The sequence below is a fragment of the Companilactobacillus sp. FL22-1 genome (genome assembly GCF_043951805.1).
In the GTDB taxonomy this organism is placed as follows: Bacteria; Bacillota; Bacilli; order Lactobacillales; family Lactobacillaceae; genus Companilactobacillus.
This window is the reverse complement of record NZ_JBINJY010000003.1, coordinates 19140-41040: the sequence shown is the minus strand read 5'-3', so window position 1 is coordinate 41040 and position 21901 is coordinate 19140. Positions and strand designations below refer to the sequence as shown.

25 protein-coding genes are annotated in these 21901 nt (G+C 38.3%); 12 read left to right on the top strand and 13 right to left on the bottom strand.

The window, feature by feature from the left end; translation table 11 throughout:
- Positions 1 to 12: 12 nt before the first annotated feature.
- The 5 genes from ACG72T_RS03020 to ACG72T_RS03000 all read right to left on the bottom strand — a co-directional run bounded on the left by ACG72T_RS03020 (position 13) and on the right by ACG72T_RS03000 (position 4494).
- Positions 13 to 831: a carbohydrate ABC transporter permease gene (locus ACG72T_RS03020; protein WP_395264532.1), complete on the bottom strand. Its 819-nt coding sequence runs from the start codon at positions 829 to 831 to the stop codon at positions 13 to 15.
- Positions 824 to 1708, bottom strand: a complete 885-nt coding sequence (locus ACG72T_RS03015) for a carbohydrate ABC transporter permease (protein WP_395264531.1) — start codon at positions 1706 to 1708, stop codon at positions 824 to 826. Before ACG72T_RS03015 ends, ACG72T_RS03020 begins: the two co-directional genes overlap by 8 nt.
- On the bottom strand, positions 1692 to 2969 hold the full coding sequence (locus tag ACG72T_RS03010) for an ABC transporter substrate-binding protein (protein ID WP_395264530.1): 1278 nt from the start codon (positions 2967 to 2969) through the stop codon (positions 1692 to 1694). Before ACG72T_RS03010 ends, ACG72T_RS03015 begins: the two co-directional genes overlap by 17 nt.
- A gap of 139 nt (positions 2970 to 3108) precedes the next feature.
- Complete coding sequence (locus ACG72T_RS03005) at positions 3109 to 3378, bottom strand: hypothetical protein (protein WP_395264529.1); 270 nt, start codon at positions 3376 to 3378, stop codon at positions 3109 to 3111.
- Positions 3379 to 4170: 792 nt separating this feature from the next.
- Positions 4171 to 4494, bottom strand: coding sequence for a thioredoxin family protein (locus ACG72T_RS03000; protein ID WP_395264527.1), 324 nt, complete (start codon positions 4492 to 4494; stop codon positions 4171 to 4173).
- A 167-nt stretch (positions 4495 to 4661) separates the two neighbouring features.
- On the opposite strand from ACG72T_RS03000, the gene ACG72T_RS02995 reads away from it, so the two are divergent.
- Positions 4662 to 4937: a metal-sensing transcriptional repressor gene (locus ACG72T_RS02995; RefSeq protein ID WP_395264526.1), complete on the top strand. Its 276-nt coding sequence runs from the start codon at positions 4662 to 4664 to the stop codon at positions 4935 to 4937.
- Positions 4938 to 5072: 135 nt separating this feature from the next.
- Here ACG72T_RS02995 and ACG72T_RS02990 read toward each other — a convergent pair whose 3' ends face one another.
- A complete protein-coding gene (locus ACG72T_RS02990; RefSeq protein WP_395264525.1) occupies positions 5073 to 5774 on the bottom strand; it encodes a VIT family protein in 702 nt (233 codons plus the stop codon).
- A 15-nt stretch (positions 5775 to 5789) separates the two neighbouring features.
- Positions 5790 to 6479 (bottom strand): VIT family protein, encoded by a 690-nt coding sequence (locus tag ACG72T_RS02985; protein ID WP_395264524.1) that lies wholly within the window; start codon positions 6477 to 6479, stop codon positions 5790 to 5792.
- Between the two features lie 190 nt (positions 6480 to 6669).
- On the opposite strand from ACG72T_RS02985, the gene ACG72T_RS02980 reads away from it, so the two are divergent.
- The 5 genes from ACG72T_RS02980 (at position 6670) to ACG72T_RS02960 (ending at position 10034) form a co-directional block, all read left to right on the top strand.
- Positions 6670 to 7131 (top strand): Fur family transcriptional regulator, encoded by a 462-nt coding sequence (locus ACG72T_RS02980; RefSeq protein WP_395264522.1) that lies wholly within the window; start codon positions 6670 to 6672, stop codon positions 7129 to 7131.
- Positions 7124 to 7543, top strand: a complete 420-nt coding sequence (locus tag ACG72T_RS02975; protein WP_395264521.1) for an arsenate reductase ArsC — start codon at positions 7124 to 7126, stop codon at positions 7541 to 7543. The genes ACG72T_RS02980 and ACG72T_RS02975 overlap by 8 nt, the downstream gene beginning before the upstream one ends.
- 121 nt (positions 7544 to 7664) lie before the next feature.
- A complete protein-coding gene (locus ACG72T_RS02970) occupies positions 7665 to 8570 on the top strand; it encodes a metal ABC transporter solute-binding protein, Zn/Mn family (RefSeq protein WP_395264520.1) in 906 nt (301 codons plus the stop codon).
- Complete coding sequence (locus ACG72T_RS02965; RefSeq protein WP_395264519.1) at positions 8570 to 9250, top strand: metal ABC transporter ATP-binding protein; 681 nt, start codon at positions 8570 to 8572, stop codon at positions 9248 to 9250. The genes ACG72T_RS02970 and ACG72T_RS02965 overlap by 1 nt, the downstream gene beginning before the upstream one ends.
- Positions 9237 to 10034, top strand: coding sequence for a metal ABC transporter permease (locus ACG72T_RS02960; RefSeq protein WP_395264518.1), 798 nt, complete (start codon positions 9237 to 9239; stop codon positions 10032 to 10034). Before ACG72T_RS02965 ends, ACG72T_RS02960 begins: the two co-directional genes overlap by 14 nt.
- An 84-nt stretch (positions 10035 to 10118) precedes the next feature.
- Here the strand turns inward: ACG72T_RS02960 and ACG72T_RS02955 are convergent, their stop codons facing one another.
- The 3 genes from ACG72T_RS02955 to ACG72T_RS02945 form a co-directional block, all read right to left on the bottom strand.
- Positions 10119 to 11537 carry an MFS transporter gene (locus tag ACG72T_RS02955; protein WP_395264517.1) on the bottom strand — a complete coding sequence of 473 codons (1419 nt, stop codon included), beginning with the start codon at positions 11535 to 11537 and terminating at the stop codon, positions 10119 to 10121.
- Positions 11521 to 12078: a PadR family transcriptional regulator gene (locus ACG72T_RS02950; protein WP_395264516.1), complete on the bottom strand. Its 558-nt coding sequence runs from the start codon at positions 12076 to 12078 to the stop codon at positions 11521 to 11523. Before ACG72T_RS02950 ends, ACG72T_RS02955 begins: the two co-directional genes overlap by 17 nt.
- A 97-nt stretch (positions 12079 to 12175) precedes the next feature.
- Positions 12176 to 12607: a Fur family transcriptional regulator gene (locus tag ACG72T_RS02945; RefSeq protein WP_395264764.1), complete on the bottom strand. Its 432-nt coding sequence runs from the start codon at positions 12605 to 12607 to the stop codon at positions 12176 to 12178.
- A 128-nt stretch (positions 12608 to 12735) separates the two neighbouring features.
- Here ACG72T_RS02945 and ACG72T_RS02940 point away from each other — a divergent pair, with 128 nt between their 5' ends.
- The 5 genes from ACG72T_RS02940 (at position 12736) to ACG72T_RS02920 (ending at position 18093) form a co-directional block, all read left to right on the top strand.
- Complete coding sequence (locus tag ACG72T_RS02940) at positions 12736 to 13428, top strand: response regulator transcription factor (protein ID WP_395264515.1); 693 nt, start codon at positions 12736 to 12738, stop codon at positions 13426 to 13428.
- The gene (locus ACG72T_RS02935) at positions 13425 to 14807 is read left to right on the top strand and encodes a sensor histidine kinase (RefSeq protein ID WP_395264514.1); all 1383 of its coding nucleotides are present in this window, start codon (positions 13425 to 13427) and stop codon (positions 14805 to 14807) included. Before ACG72T_RS02940 ends, ACG72T_RS02935 begins: the two co-directional genes overlap by 4 nt.
- A 245-nt stretch (positions 14808 to 15052) precedes the next feature.
- Complete coding sequence (locus tag ACG72T_RS02930; protein WP_395264513.1) at positions 15053 to 16555, top strand: AMP-binding protein; 1503 nt, start codon at positions 15053 to 15055, stop codon at positions 16553 to 16555.
- A gap of 3 nt (positions 16556 to 16558) precedes the next feature.
- Positions 16559 to 17371: an ABC transporter permease subunit gene (locus tag ACG72T_RS02925; RefSeq protein WP_395264512.1), complete on the top strand. Its 813-nt coding sequence runs from the start codon at positions 16559 to 16561 to the stop codon at positions 17369 to 17371.
- Complete coding sequence (locus ACG72T_RS02920; RefSeq protein WP_395264511.1) at positions 17371 to 18093, top strand: ABC transporter ATP-binding protein; 723 nt, start codon at positions 17371 to 17373, stop codon at positions 18091 to 18093. The genes ACG72T_RS02925 and ACG72T_RS02920 overlap by 1 nt, the downstream gene beginning before the upstream one ends.
- A gap of 96 nt (positions 18094 to 18189) precedes the next feature.
- On the opposite strand, the gene ACG72T_RS02915 is transcribed toward ACG72T_RS02920, so the two are convergent.
- From ACG72T_RS02915 to ACG72T_RS02905, 3 genes are read right to left on the bottom strand one after another with little or no spacing between them, the layout of a single operon-like run.
- The gene (locus ACG72T_RS02915; protein ID WP_395264510.1) at positions 18190 to 18687 is read right to left on the bottom strand and encodes a PTS glucose transporter subunit IIA; all 498 of its coding nucleotides are present in this window, start codon (positions 18685 to 18687) and stop codon (positions 18190 to 18192) included.
- An 11-nt stretch (positions 18688 to 18698) separates the two neighbouring features.
- Positions 18699 to 20204, bottom strand: a complete 1506-nt coding sequence (locus ACG72T_RS02910; protein WP_395264509.1) for a PTS transporter subunit EIIC — start codon at positions 20202 to 20204, stop codon at positions 18699 to 18701.
- Positions 20205 to 20222: 18 nt separating this feature from the next.
- A complete protein-coding gene (locus ACG72T_RS02905; RefSeq protein ID WP_395264507.1) occupies positions 20223 to 20912 on the bottom strand; it encodes an N-acetylmannosamine-6-phosphate 2-epimerase in 690 nt (229 codons plus the stop codon).
- Positions 20913 to 21070: 158 nt separating this feature from the next.
- On the opposite strand from ACG72T_RS02905, the gene ACG72T_RS02900 reads away from it, so the two are divergent.
- Positions 21071 to 21886, top strand: coding sequence for a MurR/RpiR family transcriptional regulator (locus ACG72T_RS02900; protein ID WP_395264506.1), 816 nt, complete (start codon positions 21071 to 21073; stop codon positions 21884 to 21886).
- The last annotated feature ends 15 nt before the right edge of the window (positions 21887 to 21901 follow it).

Sequence of the window (21901 nt, the reverse complement as noted above, 5' to 3'; positions counted from 1 at the left end):
AATGAATTTCTCCTACTTTAAACCGCTGTTACTAATACTGTTTAGAATATATTTTTGAAATACAAGGTAGATGATCAAAGGAAGAATCACCATGATCGTCGATAGAGCCATTGCCAGTGGAAAATTGGTCCCACCTTCACTTGAAATATAATTTTGTAATGCCAATGGTAACGTGAAGCTGGTCTTGTCTTTTAAGATCAACGTTGGCCAAACATACTCATTCCACGAGTTGATGAAAAAGATGGCTCCAACACTAACGATACTTGGCTTCAAAATTGGGATAATGATATTCAAAAAGATTTTCCGGTTAGGTATATTATCCACACGGGCCGCATCAATCAAGCTTCTTGGTATCTTCTCCATTGTCTTCAAGAAAATCATGATCCCGGTCGCATCACATAATTGTGGCAAAGCGACACCCAAAACATTATTCATCAGGTTTAATTTTGAAATCACTAAATAATTTGGAATCATAACAATCGTAAAAGGCACAAAAATTGTTGCTACAAAGACTAAGTAGATCCACATTTTTCCTTTAAATTCATAATTTCTAAAGGCATAGGCCGTCAATAATCCAGTTGCTAATTTTCCAATGGTTACGATTGAAGCCATCAAAAAAGTATTACCTGTTAGTCCCAACAAATTAATCTGTTTGTTCAATAAGGCGTAATTTTCCAAAGTTGGATGCAACGGTATCAGATTCAGCATCGTACTATATGAATCACGTAACGTTTTAAACGAATTCGAAATCATAAACAGGATTGGCAATAACGAAGAGACGACTATCAAAAGGAGCAGCAAGTGCCACAAGTTGATTTTTTTCCTAAACATATTGCTTAGTCCTCCCTTCCACAAACCGAATTTCAATGAACAATAGAATTAAAAAGATTATAAAGGTAACTATTGCTAAGGCCGAAGAAGTTCCAGTTTTGTATAAAACGAAGGCATTCAAGTATGTCTGATAGATCATATTGGAAGATCCGTAGTAAGGACCACCAGTCGTAATTACATTAATCGGCGTAAAAACATACTGCAGCCCTTGAACAATAGTTAAAATCAAAACATAAATCCCAATTCCACGGTTCATCGGTAATATCACATTCCAAATCAGTTTCCACTTGGGGATATTATCCACCGTGGCAGCGTCGATAATATTCTTCGGAATTGAACCCAAACCAGTCAAAAGCAGGATGAAATTATATCCAAAAACTTTCCAATTAGTAATAATGCAGATCACTGTAATGGCCATAATTCCCGAATTAGTCCAGTTTGGAAAATTAATACCAAAGTTTCGCAGAATGTATCCAACTGGTCCTGAGACTGGATTCAAGATCCAAGTAAAAGCCATTGCTCCAACAACTAATGAGAATAAACTAGGAATGAAGAACAATACTTTATATGTCCCTTGCATTTTTTTGATAAAGAATTTCACTACCAGCGAGATGAAATAAGGAAACACAAAATTCATAATTACCAAAAAGACAATATAGATCAAGGTATTGCCAATCACCTTTTGATTTACAGGATCTGTGAACACTTCAATGTAGTTTCTAAAACCAACAAACTCTTTTGTCGGTGCAATTAGGTTCCAATCAAAAAAGCTTAGATAGAAAGTGTAAAGAATCGGCACTATCATAAATACCGTCAATAAAATTGCCGTTGGCAATAAATAAAGAAATGGTAATATTTTTTTACTTCTGTTGTGCATTTATCTTGTCCTGAGCTGTTTTTAGAGTTGATGCTACATCACTGCCTGACAAAATCTTATCCCGGGCATCGATCATTGATTGTTCAGCTTGTAGACCTTTCTTAGGGAATGATGTCCAAGGAATTGCTTTATCTAAAGTCTTAACCGCTGGGTCCATCATTGGATTTGCTTTAACATAATCTTTGAATTCACTTGAATTTAAGGCCACTTTCGTAGATGGCAAATAACCAGTTCCCTTACTCCAAGCTACCGCCGATTCAGCTTTGTACATCCACTTTTCAAATTGCCAAGCTGCTTTTTGTTGTTCAGAATCTTGAGCAGTAATAGCGAGCATTGATCCGCCGACAGGTACAACTGTTTGATGACCTTTGAAATGTGGTGCAACTATTGCTATAGCATTGAAACTAGCACTCTTTTTAATGTGAGAAGCTTGGGCAATAGTCGTAAAAGCCATTGCTACATCGCCTTTCACGAATGAATCCATTCCTTGAGCCCATGGTGTATGAAGGGCTAATTTATCATTGACCATTTCTTGATAATATTTATATGCATTAATACCATCTGTACTGCCAAATGCGGCTTTACCACTCTTTTGAATCTTCGCTCCATTACTTAACATAAGTGCTTGTTGAGCCCAAGTATCACCAGGTTCTTGAATATAAAGTCCGTATTTTCCAGATTGATCATGAATCTTCTTTGAGGCTTTTTTAACACCTTCCCAAGTAGTTAGTGAATCTTCAGAGATATTATATTTACTCAAAATATCTTTGTTTAAGAATAATACCGGTGTACTCAATGAATATGGCAATCCGACCAAATTACCTTTACTATCCTTAGCAAAATCTAGCGTTCTTTTAACAAAGTTTGTCTCGATAAATTTATTGTTACCATCGAATTTTTTCGCTGCGTCCGTTGGCGTCATATATTTAAAATTACTTGCAAAATAGTTATCATAAGCCCAGCCAACTTGAACAACATCAGGAACCTTCCCAGAGGCTTGAGCTGATTGTAAGTTTTGCATTAATCCCTTATACATATCAGGATTATACTTAGCAGTAACTTTAATATTCTTATGTGTTGAATTAAACTTTTTAACTAAATCGTCAACAGTGGCACCACCTTGAGTTTGTGCATTAACGTGCCAATAAGTTATGTGTTTGACTGACGAAGCCGAAGTTTTTTTGCTACAACCAGTAAAAACGACTCCCATCAGTAAGATCCCCATTAATAATAAAACTTTCCCTATATTGCTATGTTTCATACTAATTTCCTCCATTCAATACCATAAATGTTAAGGAAAAAATGTATAAATAAAGTATGTTTAATGTTTAGAATCTGCAAAGTTTGTGTATATTTTCTTTACAAAAAAAAGACCACTTGAAGTGATCTTTTACTAGAAATCAAGGATATGTAACGAAACTATGAACGATCTCATAGCCAGTCAAATGTTGATCGTCAAGTTCATCGTTGATGATTCGATCGGGAAATTCAGCATGGTCGATTTCGTAAACTAAGAAGTATTTTGATTTGTCATCTGATGCATACCAGCGACCGATTGCCGACAATGTTGGACATGTATCAGGATAAAATTTCACGGGACGACCAAAGTCGATCGTAATAATTTCACCCTGCAAAAAAGTAACCAATTTTTGACCAAACGTTTTACTCATTTACACTCACCCCTATTAGATATGCCATCTATGTAACCGCTTACTTTATCACTGATAATATACCACCATTTTTAACTTTAATGTATTTTATTTTAGTTTCATTTTTGGGGAGTGCAGTTGTTTGGGTTCACTGCCGTCATCCGCTCCAGTTCTGGGGGATATGGAACGTGGTGGGCCGACTTGGAGCCAAGAAGACCGCTTGTCTTCAAGCTCGTCCTTTTACTAAATTGGCAAAAGACGCCAATTAAGTAAAATTTCACCACTGATATCCCCCAGAACTTCCGCTCCTGACTAGGGTTACTGCATATTTTATTTGTTAGTGATATGTATAGGAATCCTACGTTCCTTATTTTGCTTGGTAGGAGTGGAAGCTGGAAAACCTTGATGCTTAAGAGCAAAAGATAAAAAGCAAGACAAAAAAAGTATTGAATTGACTTATGTTTATATCAATTCAATACATTATTTACTTTCTATCAAAGATATTAATTCATTTAAAGACACCGGTTCATTTTATCTTTTAAGGATTTAAATTTTTGACTTTAATCTTTAGCCTTTGAACTTGCCTTAGCTCTTGAACTTGTTCACTTGAGGGTTATCCAAACATGTTTTAACAACCTAGGCTGTAGTGAGAGCTCTGAGGGGTCTCAGCCATGAAATTGTTCTTAGTGGGCGAAGCACACTTAGAACAAGGCTCGACTTTGAAACAATTGCGAACTTCAATTGGTTCAAAGCGATGCCCATGGCGTTCCAGACCCCTCAGAGCCGAACGGAAGCCGGCAGTGAACTTATAAACTACATGTACTTTTCAAGTGCCATCTTAAACTTCTCTTCAGGTTGATAACCAACCAAACGGCCAACCACGTTGCCATCCTTCTTGATGATGAAAGTTGGAATACCTTGGATACCAAAATTGTTTGGTGTCTCTGGATTGTGATCAACATTCATTGAAGTAAACTTGATCTTGTCCCCTAACTCATCCTTAGAAGATAACTTCTCCAAGATTGGGTTCATCATTTTACATGGAGGACACCAATCTGCATTAAAATCAGTAATAACTAGTCCTGTACTAGTTTCATCGTTATACGTCTTGTCTGTTAGCTCAGTAATATTAGCCATTATTCAATTCTCCTTCTCATTAACTTTGCATATACAATATACCCCCTAGGGTAAATTCACGCAAATATTTTGTTTTACTAGCATTTATCCTTTTAAAAAAGCAAATATTTGCTTACCGGTACCCGTGCGGGTATACTTTAAATAAGAAATTAATTTGGGAGGTTATTATGGCTCAAACACCCGAAGAAAATGTGGCGGCGAGAAAAAAAATCACTACTCGGCTCAAGCGTTCCCGTGGACAGCTCGACGCTGTTTTGAGAATGATGGACGAAGATAAACCCTGTGATGATATTTTAATGCAATTATCCGCTGTTAAATCTAGCGTTGATAAGGCGATGAAGTTGGTCATTGCTCAAAATATCCGCCAAAATACTGACTGTAAAGATTCAGCTCAATTAGCGGAATTACAAAAATCTCTTGATTTGATGTTAAAGACAAAATAAGTTTTGGAAAATATCTTTACCCAATTTTCACATAATAAATATCCCAGTGAATTAACCATCACAGATGATTGATTCCTGGGATTTTTTGCGAAGAAATTGTAATTCTTAGTCAAACTTATTTTACAAAACGAATAATTAAAGCATCAATCCGACTGAATAGTGAATTGCCATTGTGATTAGACCAACGATAATATTTCTGATCATAGCAGTTTTGACCAAACCATCACCTAACTTTGCACTTAAGAAGCCAGTTAAGGCCACGGACAAAGTCACAGCTAAAATTGTACCGGGCCATTGAATTGACACTGGTAAAAAGGTCATTGCGACTAATGGGAAAATTCCACCGGAAGCGGCTGAAACTAGTGAAGAAAAGGCGGCATCCCAAGGATTCATATAGTGGCCTAGTTGCAAATCATACTTAACTCGAACGACTGTCCCTAGGGCATCTTTTTTCATCAATTCTTCAGCAATCTTTGTAGCTGTATCTTTGGTAACGCCACGTTCTACATAGTAATTAGCTACCACAGCTAGTTCACTTTCATAATCGGTCTTGATTAGGTCACGTTCTTTTTCAATTGCAGCTCTTTCGGTATCCTTTTGAGAGCTAACGGAAGCATATTCTCCTGAAGCCATTGAAAAAGCACATGCTAACAAATCTGACAAACCGGCAATAAAGATCGTAAATTGATTGGTTGTCGCAACCGCCACTGAGAAAAGTACGCCGACGACTGTCAAGATACCATCATTTGAGCCTAAGACACCTGCTCGCAAGGTATTAGAACGTTCTGCCATGGTCTTTTTTTGTTTTCTTGGTTTAGAAATTGTCACTTGTTTCATTATCTTCACTCCCTATTAATGCGCAAACAGCGAACCGATCGCATAAGTTACAAACATTGTTAATAATCCTGAAACCACATTTCTAATAACCGCTTTGAAACGATTGGCTCCACCTAAAGCTGCTGCTGTATATCCTGTAATCGACAAGGCAATGATGACAGCGATAACGGTCGCAACCATCTTAATATCTTGGGGAAACATTGTAATTGAAACTAGTGGCAAGATCGAACCGGTAGGAAATGAAATCATTGATGCCAAAGCAGCCGCAATCGCACTAGTCTTTTCTTTCGGATTAAAACCATATCTTTCACGGACTGCTACGTCCAAAGGATCATCGCTCAACATTTCTTGAGTAGCTTGTGTGGCTAACTCATTGGAAATCCCGGTTGCTTGATACTTGTCACGAATAAAGCTGAACTCTTCTTCATAATGACCATCTAACGCCGAAGATTCTTTCTCTAGAGCTCGTTTTTCACTATCACGTTGAGTACTAACCGAGACCCATTCACCCATCGCCATTGAAATAGTTCCAGCTAGCATACCTGCAATTCCTGATAGAAAAATGGCTCGACTATTACTCTGTGCACTGGCAACACCGATTACGATCCCGGCAACTGAAACAATCCCATCATTGGCACCCATGACGCTGGCCCGCATAACGTTGATTTTTTCAGCTAAGCTTCGTTGTTTCTTTTCTTTAGCCATATTTTGTCACTCCTTAGCTTTATCTTACATTGGAATGGTTCTCACTTACTAACGAGTTCATACTAACGCATGTTTCTTTAAAAGTAAACAATTAACTGTTTCAACAAAAAGGATAGATTACTTGGAATTATCACAGACTCCGTATTATAATTAACTTGTAATGATTCTTAGGTAGAAAGGAAGATTGCTCATGGCTAGTAACGCAGTAATGGAGGAAACTCTGCAAGTTTTAAAAGATCATAAATTAAGAGTCACTCCGCAAAGACATATTATCTTGGCTTATATGGTTAGTCATCATAATCATCCCACGGTCGAAACAATCCGTGATGCCCTCAGTAAAGAATTACCAAATATCGGGTCATCTACGATCTACAATACGTTGAATACTTTTGTTGACCATCATCTCGTGGTTGAACTGCAAAATGGTGATGGTAGTACTCACTACGATTACTTTGGTTCACCCCACTATCATGCCATTTGTACTAACTGCGGTCGGATCGTTGACGTCACTTATCCTGGCTTTAGCGATACTGAAAAAAACCTCGAGCAAAAAACAGCTGAGATTTCTGGCTACATGATTTCCGGCAATCATATGGAAGTCTATGGTTTGTGTCCAGAATGTCAGATTAAATTAGGTATTAACAATGACTAAAAGTATCTATTTCCTCTGTAGCGGCAACTCCTGTCGTGGTCAGATGGCCTTGGGGTATACTAAAAAATACTTGCCCGATTGGGAAGTTCAAAGCGCTGGCGTACGGGCTGAAGCTATTGATCCCAAAGCTGTGCAAGTAATGGCCGAAGACAAGATCGATATTTCACAGCAGCAATCTAAAAAGATCGATGACTTATTCTTGAAACATGCCACGGTGATCGTTACTTTAAGCGGCGAGGCTCGAGACAAAAATATCATCCCTCAAGGAGCTCGCTGGTTGCACTGGCCTATCGCTGATCCTACCTTAACTAATGGCAATGATGACGAGATCATGCAGGCGTATCGTAGTGTCCGAGATGACATTAAACAACATATTTTAGAATTAACTGATTACATCAATAAACACCAATAAGCTAGGCCTTTGTGGGTCTAGCTATTTTTTTGTCGTCAACTAGATAGTAAAAATTACTATTTACATCTAAAAAGGATTAATGTAAGGTTAAATAGTATTTTTTATCATTAAGGAGAAAAGCATGAAATATCATAACCAAAAATTTTTCGGAATCATTTTTACTTTTTTAGCTTTCATTTTAATTCTGGCGGCTTGTTCTAACAAAACTGCTTCGACAAACCCCGATAAAATAAAAATTGTGACTACGACTGACTTTTACGCCGATGCTGCTAAGACAATCATTGGTAACAAAGGGTCTGTCACTTCCATTATTAATAGTCCCTCCGTTGACCCCCACGATTACGAACCAACGACTAACGTGGCAAAAATTGTCACTAAGGCCGACTTTGTTATCGCTAACGGCCTCGGTTATGACGCTTGGATGGATAAACTCAATACGAATGGTCAATACATCAAAATTGGCGAAAAAATTATGCACAAAAAGATCGGCGATAATCCGCACATCTGGTACGACCCGCAAACTATGATCCGCTACACTAATTACTTAACCAAAAAACTGAGCCAGAAATATCCTCAGGACAAAGCGTATTTTGAAAAGAATGCCCAAAAGTACTTAACTACGCTTGAACCTGTTCAAAATGAACTAATCCAATTAAAAAAAGCTGCTCAAAAGTTACCTAATAAAAATGTCTATGTCAGCGAACCAGTCTTTGATTATTCTTTAGCTGCCATTGGTTTAAAGGTCACAAATCAAAAATTCGAAGCCGCAATTGAAAATGGTACTGACCCTTCCCCAGCGGTAATCAAAGATATGCAAAAGGAAATTACTGACAAACAAATTGCTCTATTTGTCCTCAATACTCAAGCTGATAGCAATATCGTGGAGAATATGGTCAAACGTGTGCAAAAACAACAGTTGCCAATCTTAAAAGTCACTGAAACTTTACCCCAGGGCAAAAATTACCAGTCATGGATGTTGAGTCAATATCAAGCCTTAAACAAAATCCTAAAAAGTGAGTCCAAATAATGATTGAAGTCAATAATTTAACCAAAAAATTCGGCCAACAATTAGTTTTCAAAAAGATAAACTTTACTATCAAACAAGGGGAATTTGTCAGTTTGATTGGTACTAATGGCTCTGGTAAAACAACCTTGATTAAAATATTGTTAGGTATAGAGTCTCAGACTACTGGTCTTATTACTATCAATCAACGAAAGATCGGCTATGTTCCTCAGTTTCGCAATATAGATAACGATTATCCCTTGAGTATTAAACAATTTATCGATTTAAACTTAAAATTCACCCTTAACTTAAAGAAACGTCGTCAAAATAAGGCCCTGCTACAAAAAGTCATCACGAAAACGCAGCTTTCTCAGATCCAAGATCGTCCTTTAGGATTGATATCGGGCGGCGAGAAACAAAAAGCCTATTTAGCTCAAGCTTTGTTAACTCAACCTGACGTTTTGATCTTAGATGAAGCGACTGCTAGTTTAGATGTTGCTGTCAAAAGGCAATTAATGGATCTGGTGCGAGAATTAAATCAAAAAGAACAACTAACAGTAATCTTAATTACCCATGATTACGAATTAACCAAAGAATACACTGATCGAGTTTTATTATTTCAAGATAAGACCCTCAAAGAAATTGCCTTAACCGACGTCTCTGAAAATATGTTTGCGCAGGAGGAAAAAAATGTTTGCTTATGATTTTATGCGTAACGCCTTTATTGCCAGCACTTTTATCGCTATAACGGCGGGATTAGTTGGCGTCTTCGTCGTTGCCCGCAACATGTCCTTTTTGTCACACACCTTGTCCGAGATCGGTTTTGCTGGAGCTGCTTTTGGTATCTTGGTTGGTCTAACGCCGCTTGTAGGCATGATAATTTTTACGCTGATCAGTTCGATTGCGGTTGGCAAATTGAGTAATGAAGCCTCCCGCCGTGAAGCTTCCATCAGTGCAATTTCTTCACTATTTATCGGTTTAGGCATTCTCTTTTTATCGCTTTCTGCCCAATCCAGTAGCTATGCTACTAACATTCTCTTCGGAAGTATCGTCGGTATCAGCACACCAGAAGTCAAACAGTTACTAGTGCTTGCTTTGTTTGTAATAATCGCTTTTGTAAGTTTTTATAAACCGTTGGCTTTTGATTCATTCGACCACATTGGAGCACAGGCAGCTGGCCAAAATTCAACTTTTCTCTCCATTATCTTCTTAATCACTCTAGCTTTAAGCGTCAGTATCGGTGCACAGATTGTCGGTTCATTACTGGTCTTTGTATTGTTGACCCTACCCGCAGCCACGGCCAAATATCTCGTTCATACGGTTCCACAGATGATTTTAGTCTCCGTTGGATTATCTTTGATTGGCGTTTGGTTAGGTCTGTATCTGGCTTATATCACCAATTGGCCGGTAACCTTTTTTATTTCGACTTTTGAAGTCATGATGTATTTTTTCAGTTTAGGTTACAAAAATTGGAAATTAACTCACTAACGCTGTAGCAAAAAGGCCCCCCGCTTCTATAAATTTTAGAAGCGGAGGGCCTTTTTATCAGTCAAAGTCACCTTTAGCTTTTGATTATTTTTTAAACAAGCGGACACCTGTGATAACTGTAGCTATCAGACAAATGACAAAGGAGACTATGAAAGTAACGTGCATTCCAGTAATAAAGATCTCCGGTTGAGCTGGCAAATATGAAGTTACCGTTCGACCAGCGGCGTGGCTCATTGCAGAGAATAACACAGTCGTAGCAGCCGAAATACCAACAATCATGCCTAATTCTCGACCTAAAGCGCTAATCCCGCCAGCAATCCCAAAGTCTTTCACATCGACTGAACTCATAACGATCGAGTTGTTGGGAGCTTGGAAGATTCCATTTCCTAAGCCAACTAAGCCCACGAAAAACATGAAGATCAATAATGGCGAAGTTAAATTGACAAACAGATAACCGACCTGACTGATAGAAATCAAGATCAGACCGATAAACGTCAATAATTCTGGACCAATTTTATCCGAAATAGCACCGGCCACTGGGGCAACAACGACTTGCACGATAGGAAAAGTCATCAAAGCATAGCCGGCGTAATTAGCAGCCATACCACGAGCATTTTCCAAATAAAACGGTGATATAACGTTGAAGAAGAAATTAGCCACGAAAATTAAAAAGGCACAGAAGATACTAATTGAAAAATCAATATTTTTGAAGATCCGTAAATCTAAGACGGGATGTTCGATTCTTAGTTCGATCCGAACGAAGATAATAAAACTGATTAAAGCTACTAGGAACAATATTAAAATCACTGGCTGTAAGAAACCAATTTCTTGACCTAAGAAGACGCCAGCAAACAGTGTCACCATAACTAATGCAAATAAGAAAGAACCAATTTTATCGATTTTTTGCTTAGATAACGTAATATCTTTTGGCAAGACTCTCATTCCTAACAAAACTGCCACAATTCCAACAGGTACATTCATCCAAAAAATGTAGCCCCAAGGTAAGTGAGCTAAAATCAAACCACCGACACCAGGACCAGCAATACTGCCCAAAGCGACGAATGATCCAATCATCCCCAAAGCCCGGCCGCGTTCAGAAAAGGGAAATACTTCCGTGATAATTCCATTATTAGTACTCATTGTCATCGAAGCCCCAACAGCTTGTAATGATCTAGCAGCTAACAGAACAATCAATCCTGAATTAAAGCCACAGAGTAGTGAACCGACAGTAAATAAAATTGAACCAATTTTAAAAATTCTGATCTTTCCATAAGCGTCACCGAGCTTTCCAAATGGCAACAACAATGCACAGATGACAATCAAGTAAATTGAAACGACCCATTCGGCTTGATTCATCGGAATCTTTAAATCTTTACTCATTACTGGCAAAGCAATGTTGACGATACTTCCATCCAAAGTCGACATGAAAGTAAACATACAGACTGCTACCAATATTAACCAACGGTGTTTTTGAATTGCAGGATCTTTAGCAAAGCTTTCCATATATTAACGCCCCTTTTCGTTCTTCTAGAAGTTTACTAACCCAATCTACTTGAACTTGGGCATGTTTGATTTGTAATTGTTTGACCAACAGCGCATCCTCGATATCTTTTTGCAACATGTGTGGATTGTCTGCTAATTCTTCTTGTGAATCGATAATCTGTTGTAACTTGGTCATGGAAAAGTTACGAAAATCTGTTAGGACATTAACTTGTTGATTCTGATCTAACAAATGTAAAAATTGGATCTTCATCAAAAAAGTAAATTGTGTTTTCTTATTGATTGGAGTTGGTTCCGTAGCCATTTTAAAAAAATGTTGTCTGCCAGTGACCGTAATAGTTGCCAATTTCTGAGGGCGCCCACCACAAGATTCTTGATAATTTAATTTGATTTCACCAGCTTCAGCTAGTTTATCAAGGATCGGATATAGAGTGCCAAAACTGATCGTCTGATCGGCTCCAGCAATGCTTCTAAAAGCCTTGCGTAAGGCATATCCAGTCATTGGATTATCCATCAACTGTCCTAAGATAAATAGTTCGTACAAGTAATCGCCTGCTTTCCACAATTTCCCATTGTATATCGATTCGATACACTGTACAAGTTAAAGCAAAAAAAATAAGCAGAGCCTCAACAGACTTTGCCTATACTTCAACCTCTAGCTTCTTAATACATTCTGGACAGAGGCCATACACCTCAATCGTATGTCCTTCAATCATATATCCTGGCAATTGCTTTTCAAAAAACTCGATGGGACAAGACTCTATTTCCGTTACTTTGCCACAATTCTTGCAGACAAAGTGATGATGATGCCGATGATCAAAATCACACTGATATTTCACTAAAGTCTTATCCTTTTCTTGATATTCGACCAAACCAATTTCAGCGAACTCTTTCAAGTTACGATAGATCGTATTATTGCTCATCCCCGGGTAAAGGGTCCGCATATAATTTGCAATATCATTAATCGATACATACTGCACAGTAAACTTTTGTAGATAATCGATCAAGTCAGTTCTCTGCTTCGTTATCTTGTAATTGTTCTGTTTAAGAATCTTAAGTGCTTTTTCCAAAATCTCACCCTTTTCATTAGTCTTTTTAGTATAACACAATTAGTAATTATTACTATTTAATATATTTTAGTTAGAATTAAGACTGAATTGATATTATAATGATTAAAAATTAATCATTGGGAGATTTGTTAATGAAAAATACAATATTAATTGTCGAAGATGAACGTAGCCTTTCCAGCTATGTAAAAAAGGAGCTACAATTTGAGGATTTTGAGGTCGTCGTAGCCAATGATGGGGCTGAGGCGATGGACCTTTATGAAAAATATCAAAACGAATTACTCTTGATTTTATTGGATTGGATGTTGCCTAAACTTGATGGTATGGAAGTTTTGCGGCGAATTAGAAAGCACGATCAAGTACCCGTCATTGTGATGACCGCCCGCGACTACATCGGTGACAAAGTGGCTGGCCTGGATAACGGTGCGGACGACTACATCACTAAGCCGTTTGAAATTGAAGAATTATTAGCCCGAGTCCGTGTGATCCAACGACGCACAGAACATTTGGCTGAACCTGATCAGACATATCAAATTGCTGACTTAATTCTAAATACCAAGTCTCACCAAGTTACAAGAGATAATGAGAATGTCCAATTGACACGTCGAGAATATGACTTACTGTTGTTTTTCCTACAACACACTGGCAAAGTCTTCACACGTGATGAACTGCTTGATAACGTCTGGGGCGAAGACTTTCTCGGACAACAAAATGTGGTCGATGTCTATGTTGGATACTTACGTAACAAAGTTGACGGCAAAAATAATAAGCCTTTGATCCAAACTATTCGTGGCGTTGGCTATTCGCTTGAGGATGTGACCGAATGAATAATCCCAGATCATTAACTTATCAAGCCTTAATCAATCAAGGTATCCGGAGACTTGTCATCATCATTACCTTGTCTATCAGCGCTTTAATTTTGCTGGTAGTTGGGGTCCAACAGTACTCTCAAACAGTTCATGAAGCCAACGGACAAATGATGAGTCTCTATCGAGCTAACATTGATGATATCCCCAGTTTCATTCAGTGGAATAATCAAAACAACCGTCACACCAAACAAAATACTATTATCCGAGTGAAAACCAAGAAATCTTCAATCACCGCTGCTTCTAATCGCACTGGCCAAGCAATCATGACAACTTCAGCCTCCCAAAGGTTTATCAGTCAACGAAAATATATCGTCCTGCCCGGACAACATATCGTCTACGTTCCAGGATACGGTCTATTTCTCTTTTACACTAAAAAAGATAGCGATACAACATACCAACTCTGGACCAGTCTGAGTCGTCTGATCAATAGTTTAGCTTTATTATTGATCTTCATTATTATCATCGTCTTTGTAACACTAGGATTTGGAACTTGGTGGGCTCAACAATTAGCCGCTAAACTGAGTGCTCCTACAATTAAATTAGTAGATGAAATTCATCGTACAGCCAATGATACTGTCGACCAGCCTACTCTAAAAGTTCCTGACAATCCTCAAGAAATTAAGGAACTGGGCGATGCCTTCAACGAGTTACTGAAGACCCAAAATCAGCGTTTACAGCGTGAAAAGGACTTTGTTTCCAATGCCTCGCACGAATTAAAGACTCCCATTGCCGCAATTCGAGGCAATATCACTTTGATCAAACGTCATGGTGACAAACATCCCGATGTTATTCCCGAATCCCTTGGCTTCATTGATGAAGAGTCCCTGCGAATGCAAGACTTGATCACTAACTTATTGCACCTTTCTCGCGCTGATCGAGCTGATTTAGTCTTAGAAAAGACTGACCTTTCCAAAGTAGTGAACCAAATCGGTAGCCAGTACCAAAAGACCATACCAAAATTACAACTAGACATCGAACCTGATATTTCGATTTTAGGCAATACCGATACTTTAAAGCAGATCATCGTTGCCCTATTGGACAATGCCCACAAATATTCTCCTGAGAAAAGTCCGATTGTTTTGGCGCTCAAACAACAAGAGCAGAAAATTTATTTGGACGTGAAGGACCAAGGTATGGGAATTCCTGATGACCAAAAGGATTTGATTTTCCAGCGTTTCTATCGAGTTGATACGTCTCATTCAACCGAAATCAAAGGTAGCGGCTTAGGTCTGTCAATTGTCTCGCAACTAGTCAAAATCAATAACGGCGCAATTTCTGTCTTAGATAATCAGCCAAAAGGTTCAATCTTTAGAATCACCTTTGACGAAATTTCTTAAGATCATCAATACCGGATTAAAAGCCTGTCTTTTCAATAGTTTCAACCAATACCCTCTGACTCTAAATACAGAATCAGAGGGCATTTTTTGTTCAATCATAAGAAATTCTTAGATAAACCTTATCAAACCTAAGTAGTTGCTAAAAAGAGATGCTTGTAAACTATGGTTATTCAATCGAAAGGACAACGAGTTTCTAGTAAGAACTATCCTCCCCCTAAAAGTTTATGAAACTCTGGTAAATAAATATGTCAGAACTCACAGAAAGATTACAACAACAATTAATGGCTGGCGTCAACCGTCCTTTGATGCAAGATGCAAATCAAAATTGGTACACCGGCAATGAACTTAACTTAGAAAAAAATGTTTGGAAAAATTATTGGGAAAATAAAGGTATCGGCCATAACGATATCGTCTTAATCAGCTTAACAAATTCAGTTACTTATAGTTTAGTTATCGAAAGTCTCTGGGATGTTGGCGCAATTGTTCAACCAATCAATCCCCAAACAAATGAAATTCAAATCAGTGAACTAGAAGATCAATATCATTATTCCGCAATTATTTTAGATGCTGAGACTAAACCATTCGATATTTTAAATGAGCTTTTTAATAATCAACCACGCCTCACAACTCTCCATGAACCAGAAGTTCAAATTTATCTTCGTAACAATCACATCACTCACCTAGCTGAGATTCCTGACGACGAGCAGTTGGCTTTGATTATGCATACCTCGGGAACAACTGGTAAGCCAAAACGAGTGGGCCTAACTCATCAACAATTACTAGCAGGTGCCTTTAACGTTATCGACACTCAAGAACTAACTCATGAAGACAGTACCTTTATTCTAATGCCAATGTTCCACATCAATGCGATGGTTATCTCAAACTTGGCAACCCGCCTTTCTCACGGACAATTGCTTTTTCGGCCTAAGTTCAGCGCCCACCTCTTTTGGAAAGATGTCAGTAGTGAAAAAGTGACTTGGGTTTCCTTGACTCCAGCAATTGTCGCCATTCTTTTACAAAGAGAAGAACAACCAAAATCTAATCAGCTTCGATTTCTCAGAACTGCTTCAGCCCCTCTGTTGCCAAGCATTCACGAGGAATTTAGCCAAAGATTTTCAATTCCATTAATCGAAAGTTATGGCATGACTGAAGCTGCTAGTCAAATTGCTCAAAATCCTTTGAATCATCCAATTCGAAATTCGGTTGGTATCGTCAAAGATATTCAAATCAGAATTTTAGACAGTAATCATCAAGAATTGGCTCCTAACGAAGTCGGTGAAATCGCACTGAAAGGTGAACAAGTCATCACTCATTATCTTGATCCCCAACCAGAAGCTTTTCACGACGGCTGGCTCTTAACTGGAGACCTAGGATCACTTGATTCTCAAGGTTACTTGCATATGGCTGGTCGTATCAAAGAAATGATCATCCGTGGTGGTGAAAACGTCAATCCACTGGCAGTTGAAGATTGTCTCCATGATTTAAAATTCATTAGAGAAATTGCTGTAATCGGAACTCCTGATTTAATCTATGGTGAAACTGTCACCGCCGTTATCGTTCCAAAGAAACTCAGCCATGATCATCGCCACCAATTAGCGTTGTTGAATGAATTAGCAAATGAGCAATTATTACCAGTTGAACGCCCAACCAAGTACATTTTCAGTACTCAGTTACCGAAAAATGCGACGGGAAAGATTCAACGAACACTTCTAGCTCAAGAAGTGACTCAACAACTCAAGGAGGCCTAATCAATGCAGAAACCAGTTTCAATTTCAACGGCTAAGCGCAGAAAATTTACCGTTCCAGTCGAAAAATTTTTACCATTCTTAATACCAATCATCGTAATTTTATTTTGGCAAGTCAGTAGTTCTTTGGGATGGCTTTCTAGCTCAGTTTTGCCATCGCCATTATCCGTCATTCAAGATGGAATCAAATTGACCGCTTCCGGCGAATTACCAAAAAACTTGAGCATCAGTCTTTATCGAGCCACAGTTGGCCTCTTGATCGGTGGTGGTATTGGCTTTATCCTTGGCTTCATTAACGGAATGTCTAAGACGAGCCGACTACTTTTCGATTCATCCATTCAAATGTTTCGTAACATCCCCCATTTAGCCCTTATTCCCTTAATCATTCTCTGGTTAGGAATTAATGAATCAGCCAAGATCTCATTGGTTGCTATCGGAACCATGTTCCCCGTTTATATCAATACTTTCCACGGAATCCAATCCGTTGACCCTGATTTAATTGAAATGGGTGAATCTTATGAATTAACTAAAAAGCAAATGTTTTTCAAAATTATTTTCCCAGCCGCCCTACCACAAATACTAGTTGGTGTTCGTTATGCTCTAGGTGTTATGTGGACTACTTTGATCGTCGCTGAAACGATCTCTGCTAGTTCTGGTATCGGTTATATGGCTAATAACGCAGAAGACTTTGTCGATATGGAAACAGTTGTTTTATGTATCGTCGTCTACGCTATTTTAGGAAAAATTTCAGATTTAATTGCCAAGAGTTTTGAAAGTCTCTTACTTGATTGGCAAAATACAGCAAGGAGTAATGCCTAATGAACAATACAATGATTTCAATAAAAAACGTTAATAAAATGTACAATAATTTGACCGCACTCCACGACGTCAATCTCGATATCAACCAAGGCGAATTTATCGCTCTAGTTGGAATGAGTGGTGGCGGCAAGAGTACCTTATTAAGATTGATTGCTGGATTAGAAAAGCCAACAGAAGGCTCTGTCACTATCAATCAGTCAGAAACTAAATCTTTGATACGCGTAATGTTTCAAGAAGATCGACTACTTCCCTGGATGTCCGTTTTAGACAATTTATCTTTTGGTTCAAAGGATAAAAATACTAAAGCGCATGCCCAAGAATTATTACAATTAGTCGAACTCGAAGACTACGCCGACCACTACCCTAATCAATTATCTGGTGGGCAAAAACAACGAGTCGCTTTAGCAAGAGCTTTAATGAGCCATCCGAAGATATTGCTGTTAGATGAACCCCTTGGAGCTTTAGATGCTTTGACCAGACGTAAGATGCAAGACTTGATTCTCGACATTTGTCAGAAACAAAATCTAACGACAATCTTAGTTACCCATGACGTTGAAGAAGCCGCTCGAATGGCCGACCGCATCGTCGTTATGAAGAATTCAACAAATTCGTTCGAGGAAACTTGCCCTAAGAACCGCAATGCCGGACAGATCGGTATCGTAGCTGATCGAGTTCTGGGTGAGATTCTTGAAGAAGAACCTGTAGCCGTTAAAACAGCTTAAAAAGGCCTCCAAAATTGGAGGCCTTTTTCTCTTTCAACTATAAATTTCAAAAAACAGCCTCTATTCCATTGCATTTTCGGAATAGAAGCTGTTTTTTTATTTAACCGTGGCGACCATCATTGCCGATCCATCATTAATAGCCGTAGAATCATTGGCTTCGATCTCAACACCTTCAACCTTATCAGTTGTATTAGTTATAATCGTTAGAACGACAGTATCTTTACCAGAATCCTCAACTTGTTGCAAATCCATAACTGCAATAGGTGTATGAACTCCGACCTTGTCCCCATCTTTAACTAAAATCTTAAATGGTTTACCTTCTAGATCAACGGTATCGAGTCCCATATGGACCATAATCTCTAATCCATTAGGCGTTTTAAAACCTATAGCATGTTTCGTTTTAAAAACTGAAGTCACTGTACCCTCAATCGGCGAATAGATTTTATCATCGTCTGGTACAACCCCGAATCCTTCACCCATCATTTTTTGAGCAAAGACTTGATCGCTCACATTTTCTAATGCTTGTACTTTACCCTTAACTGGAGCATATAATGTTTCAGTTAATTTTTTCTTACCAAATCCAAATAGTCCCATTAGCCTAACCTCTATTCATCGGTACCTAAAATACCATTAATTTCTTGACTGTAAAGATCGGCTTTGCCACCGTAAACGGCTTGTAATCCACCACTTACATCAAGAACAGCTGTTGCACCAAGATTCTTTAAAACCTGCTTATTGACTTTAGTATTATCAACTACAGAAATTCTCAATCTTGTTGCACATGCTTCAACATTTTGAATATTCTCAGCACCACCGAGAGCATCAATAATTTGATTTGATTGTTCATGTAAACTGGAATTTTTATCAGCGGTTGATTCTGAAGATGAACTATCGTCATCATCTACCATACCTGGAATGGCAACATGAAATTTAGAGATGCAGAATCTAAATACTACATAGTAAACTACGGCCCATATTAAGCCAAACCAGATAACCGTTGGCCAATTAGTTTTATCTTTACCTTGTAGGACACCGAACAATAAGTAATCAATGAACCCACCAGAGAACGAGTTACCTATTCTAATATTAAGAATATCAGCAAAGAAAAATGACAATCCATCTAGAAAGGCATGAATAACATACAACCAAGGAGCAACAAATAAGAAAGTATATTCAAGCGGTTCTGTAATACCGGTTAAGAATGAAGTCAAACCACCACTGAGATAAAGACCGCCATCCTTCTTTCTATTCTTCTTGGGAATTGAACGGTACATCGCAAAGGCAGCTGCTGGAAGTCCAAACATCATTGTTGCAAATCTACCAGCAAAGAAGCGTGTACCATAAGTAAATAGTCCAACATGATTTGGATCAGCTAATTGTGCAAAAAAGATATTTTGTGCACCAACAACAGTGTGTCCAGCAACAGTAGCTGTTCCGCCCAATGATGTATACCAGAATAATGGATAAATTGTATGGTGCAACCCGACTGCACCTAGTAAGCGTAATAAGAATCCATATAAGAAGGTACCAATACTACCCATTTTAGCAATGGCATGTCCAACGACAATCATTTGATCTTGAATTGGAGGCCAGATCATATAAAAAATTGCACCAATAAAAATTGCAGCAAATGAAGTAATAATTGGAATAAATCTCGAACCGCCAAAAAATCCTAAAAATTGTGGTAATTCAATTTTCCGATAACGATTGTGCAGATATGCAACCATACCACCAATTACAATTGAACCGACGACACCTGTATCAACCGTAGTACCTTTAGGTGAAAATAGCTGCAACAAACCTGCAATTGTAGCAGTATAAACTAGAAAAGCAACTGCTCCGGATAAACCAGCGGTTCCTTTATCACCATTAGCTAACCCTACTGCTAAACCAACTGCGAAAATCAAAGCAATATTTGAGAATACTGCATTACCAGCAAAACTCATGACCTTTAAAATTGTTTGTAGCCAAACTGCATCTAACCAAGGATAAGCTTTAACGGCAGCATCATTTGTCAAGGCACCACCTAAACCTAGAAGAAGACCTGCTGCAGGTAAAATAGCAATAGGCAGCATGAAGGCTCTTCCCAGTTGTGAGAACTTCTTAAACATATCTATCAACTCCTTATTTTATTGAAGGGCTTTGATGAAACGTTGAGCAATTTCCAAAGGACGAGTAATCGCACCACCAACTACGATCCCTGTTGCACCCATATCTTGAATCTGTTTGGCTTGTTGTGGCGTGTGAATTTTACCTTCAGCGATAACGGGCATACCGGCATCGATATAAGCTTGAATCAAATCAATATCTGGGCCATCTTTTTCCACACTCTCTTCGGTATATCCGCTTAAAGTAGTGCCGACAAAATCCACTCCTGCTGCATAAGCATTTTGACCCTCCTCAAATGTTGAAGTATCTGCCATCAACAACTGATCAGGATATTTAGCTTTAATCTCTTTGATGAATTCAGCAACGGTTTTGCCATCATGTCTAGGTCTCAAGGTGCAATCAAAAGCAATCACCTCTACGCCAGTTTCATGTAATTCATCAATTTCTTTCATCGTAGCTGTAATGAAAGGTTTCTCTGGCGGATAACTTTTCTTGATAATGCCAATGATCGGCAAATCTACAACTGCTTGAATCTCTTTGATATCACGAACTGAATTGGCACGTATCCCGACTGCTCCAGCTTGTTTAGCTGCCAAAGCTAACAAGGGCATTACTCCGCCAGCTTTTGTATAAAGCGGTTCTCCTGGCAAAGCTTGGCAAGATACGATTAATCCACCCTTAATTTGTTTAATAAACTTATCTTTATTCATTCTCCAATTTCCCTCCAAAATATAAATCTTTGGATTTAATTCTCCATAAGCAATATAAAACATCCCAGCTTGTTTGTAAACCCTTTCTTTTTCGATTTCTAAATTAGAGCCTGAAATTGTATAATTATAAAGACAAAATAATTGGAGAAGGTTTAAGCATGAATATCGATGATCTTATCAAAAGTAAATATGAAACTCTGACCAAATCTGAAAAGCGAATTGCTCAATATATCCTCAATAATAAAAAATCGGTTATTTATGGCACGATGGAGACAATAAAAAAAGACATTGCAGTGGGAGATGCTACAATCGTCCGTTTTTCAAAAAAATTAGGCTATTCGGGATTCAACGACTTAAAAATCGATCTTGCTAAAAATGAATTGGAAGCTAATAATGTCGATTCCAGTCACGACTACTATGATGACATTGCCGATCACCTAATCACTACCATTAAGGACACGGTCGCGTTGATCAATCCTGAAGATCTCAATTCAGCAATTTCTCTAATTTCCAATTGTCGAAAGATGTATATTTTCGGCGTCGGTCACAGTGGTGAAATTGGTAAAGATTTTTCAAAAATGCTATTGCGAATCGGTTTAATCGTTCAAGCTGAAACTGATCCCCACTTCCAGTCACAAATGGCCGCGATGATGACCAAAGATGACCTAGTTATTGGTATCTCCTTATCCGGTGAAACTAAGGACACTTATGATTCTTTAACAGTTGCCAAAAAAAGTGGCGCAAAAGTCATTTCTATCACCAATAACAACCTCTCCTCAATTGCTCAAATCAGCGATATAACGTTACGAACTTCAATTGAAGAATTTTTAGACGGAGGCTCATTAGCTGGGCAATTATCGCAATTGTATGTCTGCGAAGTACTGATCCATGGTTATGAACGACAAAACGATGTAGATGCTGTTTCCTTGCGGGAAAAGGCTCTCCGTTCGATTATGGATAAGCGTATGAATTAATAAGCACTCTGACTG

Bases quoted from the DNA above. Each gene is read 5' to 3' on its own strand.
- ACG72T_RS03020 (WP_395264532.1), bottom strand. From the start codon at position 831: ATGTTTAGGAAAAAAATCAACTTGTGGCACTTGCTGCTCCTTTTGATA.
- ACG72T_RS03015 (WP_395264531.1), bottom strand. From the start codon at position 1,708: ATGCACAACAGAAGTAAAAAAATATTACCATTTCTTTATTTATTGCCA.
- ACG72T_RS03010 (WP_395264530.1), bottom strand. From the start codon at position 2,969: ATGAAACATAGCAATATAGGGAAAGTTTTATTATTAATGGGGATCTTA.
- ACG72T_RS03005 (WP_395264529.1), bottom strand. From the start codon at position 3,378: ATGAGTAAAACGTTTGGTCAAAAATTGGTTACTTTTTTGCAGGGTGAA.
- ACG72T_RS03000 (WP_395264527.1), bottom strand. From the start codon at position 4,494: ATGGCTAATATTACTGAGCTAACAGACAAGACGTATAACGATGAAACT.
- ACG72T_RS02995 (WP_395264526.1), top strand. From the start codon at position 4,662: ATGGCTCAAACACCCGAAGAAAATGTGGCGGCGAGAAAAAAAATCACT.
- ACG72T_RS02990 (WP_395264525.1), bottom strand. From the start codon at position 5,774: ATGAAACAAGTGACAATTTCTAAACCAAGAAAACAAAAAAAGACCATG.
- ACG72T_RS02985 (WP_395264524.1), bottom strand. From the start codon at position 6,479: ATGGCTAAAGAAAAGAAACAACGAAGCTTAGCTGAAAAAATCAACGTT.
- ACG72T_RS02980 (WP_395264522.1), top strand. From the start codon at position 6,670: ATGGCTAGTAACGCAGTAATGGAGGAAACTCTGCAAGTTTTAAAAGAT.
- ACG72T_RS02975 (WP_395264521.1), top strand. From the start codon at position 7,124: ATGACTAAAAGTATCTATTTCCTCTGTAGCGGCAACTCCTGTCGTGGT.
- ACG72T_RS02970 (WP_395264520.1), top strand. From the start codon at position 7,665: ATGAAATATCATAACCAAAAATTTTTCGGAATCATTTTTACTTTTTTA.
- ACG72T_RS02965 (WP_395264519.1), top strand. From the start codon at position 8,570: ATGATTGAAGTCAATAATTTAACCAAAAAATTCGGCCAACAATTAGTT.
- ACG72T_RS02960 (WP_395264518.1), top strand. From the start codon at position 9,237: ATGTTTGCTTATGATTTTATGCGTAACGCCTTTATTGCCAGCACTTTT.
- ACG72T_RS02955 (WP_395264517.1), bottom strand. From the start codon at position 11,537: ATGGAAAGCTTTGCTAAAGATCCTGCAATTCAAAAACACCGTTGGTTA.
- ACG72T_RS02940 (WP_395264515.1), top strand. From the start codon at position 12,736: ATGAAAAATACAATATTAATTGTCGAAGATGAACGTAGCCTTTCCAGC.
- ACG72T_RS02935 (WP_395264514.1), top strand. From the start codon at position 13,425: ATGAATAATCCCAGATCATTAACTTATCAAGCCTTAATCAATCAAGGT.
- ACG72T_RS02930 (WP_395264513.1), top strand. From the start codon at position 15,053: ATGTCAGAACTCACAGAAAGATTACAACAACAATTAATGGCTGGCGTC.
- ACG72T_RS02925 (WP_395264512.1), top strand. From the start codon at position 16,559: ATGCAGAAACCAGTTTCAATTTCAACGGCTAAGCGCAGAAAATTTACC.
- ACG72T_RS02920 (WP_395264511.1), top strand. From the start codon at position 17,371: ATGAACAATACAATGATTTCAATAAAAAACGTTAATAAAATGTACAAT.
- ACG72T_RS02915 (WP_395264510.1), bottom strand. From the start codon at position 18,687: ATGGGACTATTTGGATTTGGTAAGAAAAAATTAACTGAAACATTATAT.
- ACG72T_RS02910 (WP_395264509.1), bottom strand. From the start codon at position 20,204: ATGTTTAAGAAGTTCTCACAACTGGGAAGAGCCTTCATGCTGCCTATT.
- ACG72T_RS02905 (WP_395264507.1), bottom strand. From the start codon at position 20,912: ATGAATAAAGATAAGTTTATTAAACAAATTAAGGGTGGATTAATCGTA.
- ACG72T_RS02900 (WP_395264506.1), top strand. From the start codon at position 21,071: ATGAATATCGATGATCTTATCAAAAGTAAATATGAAACTCTGACCAAA.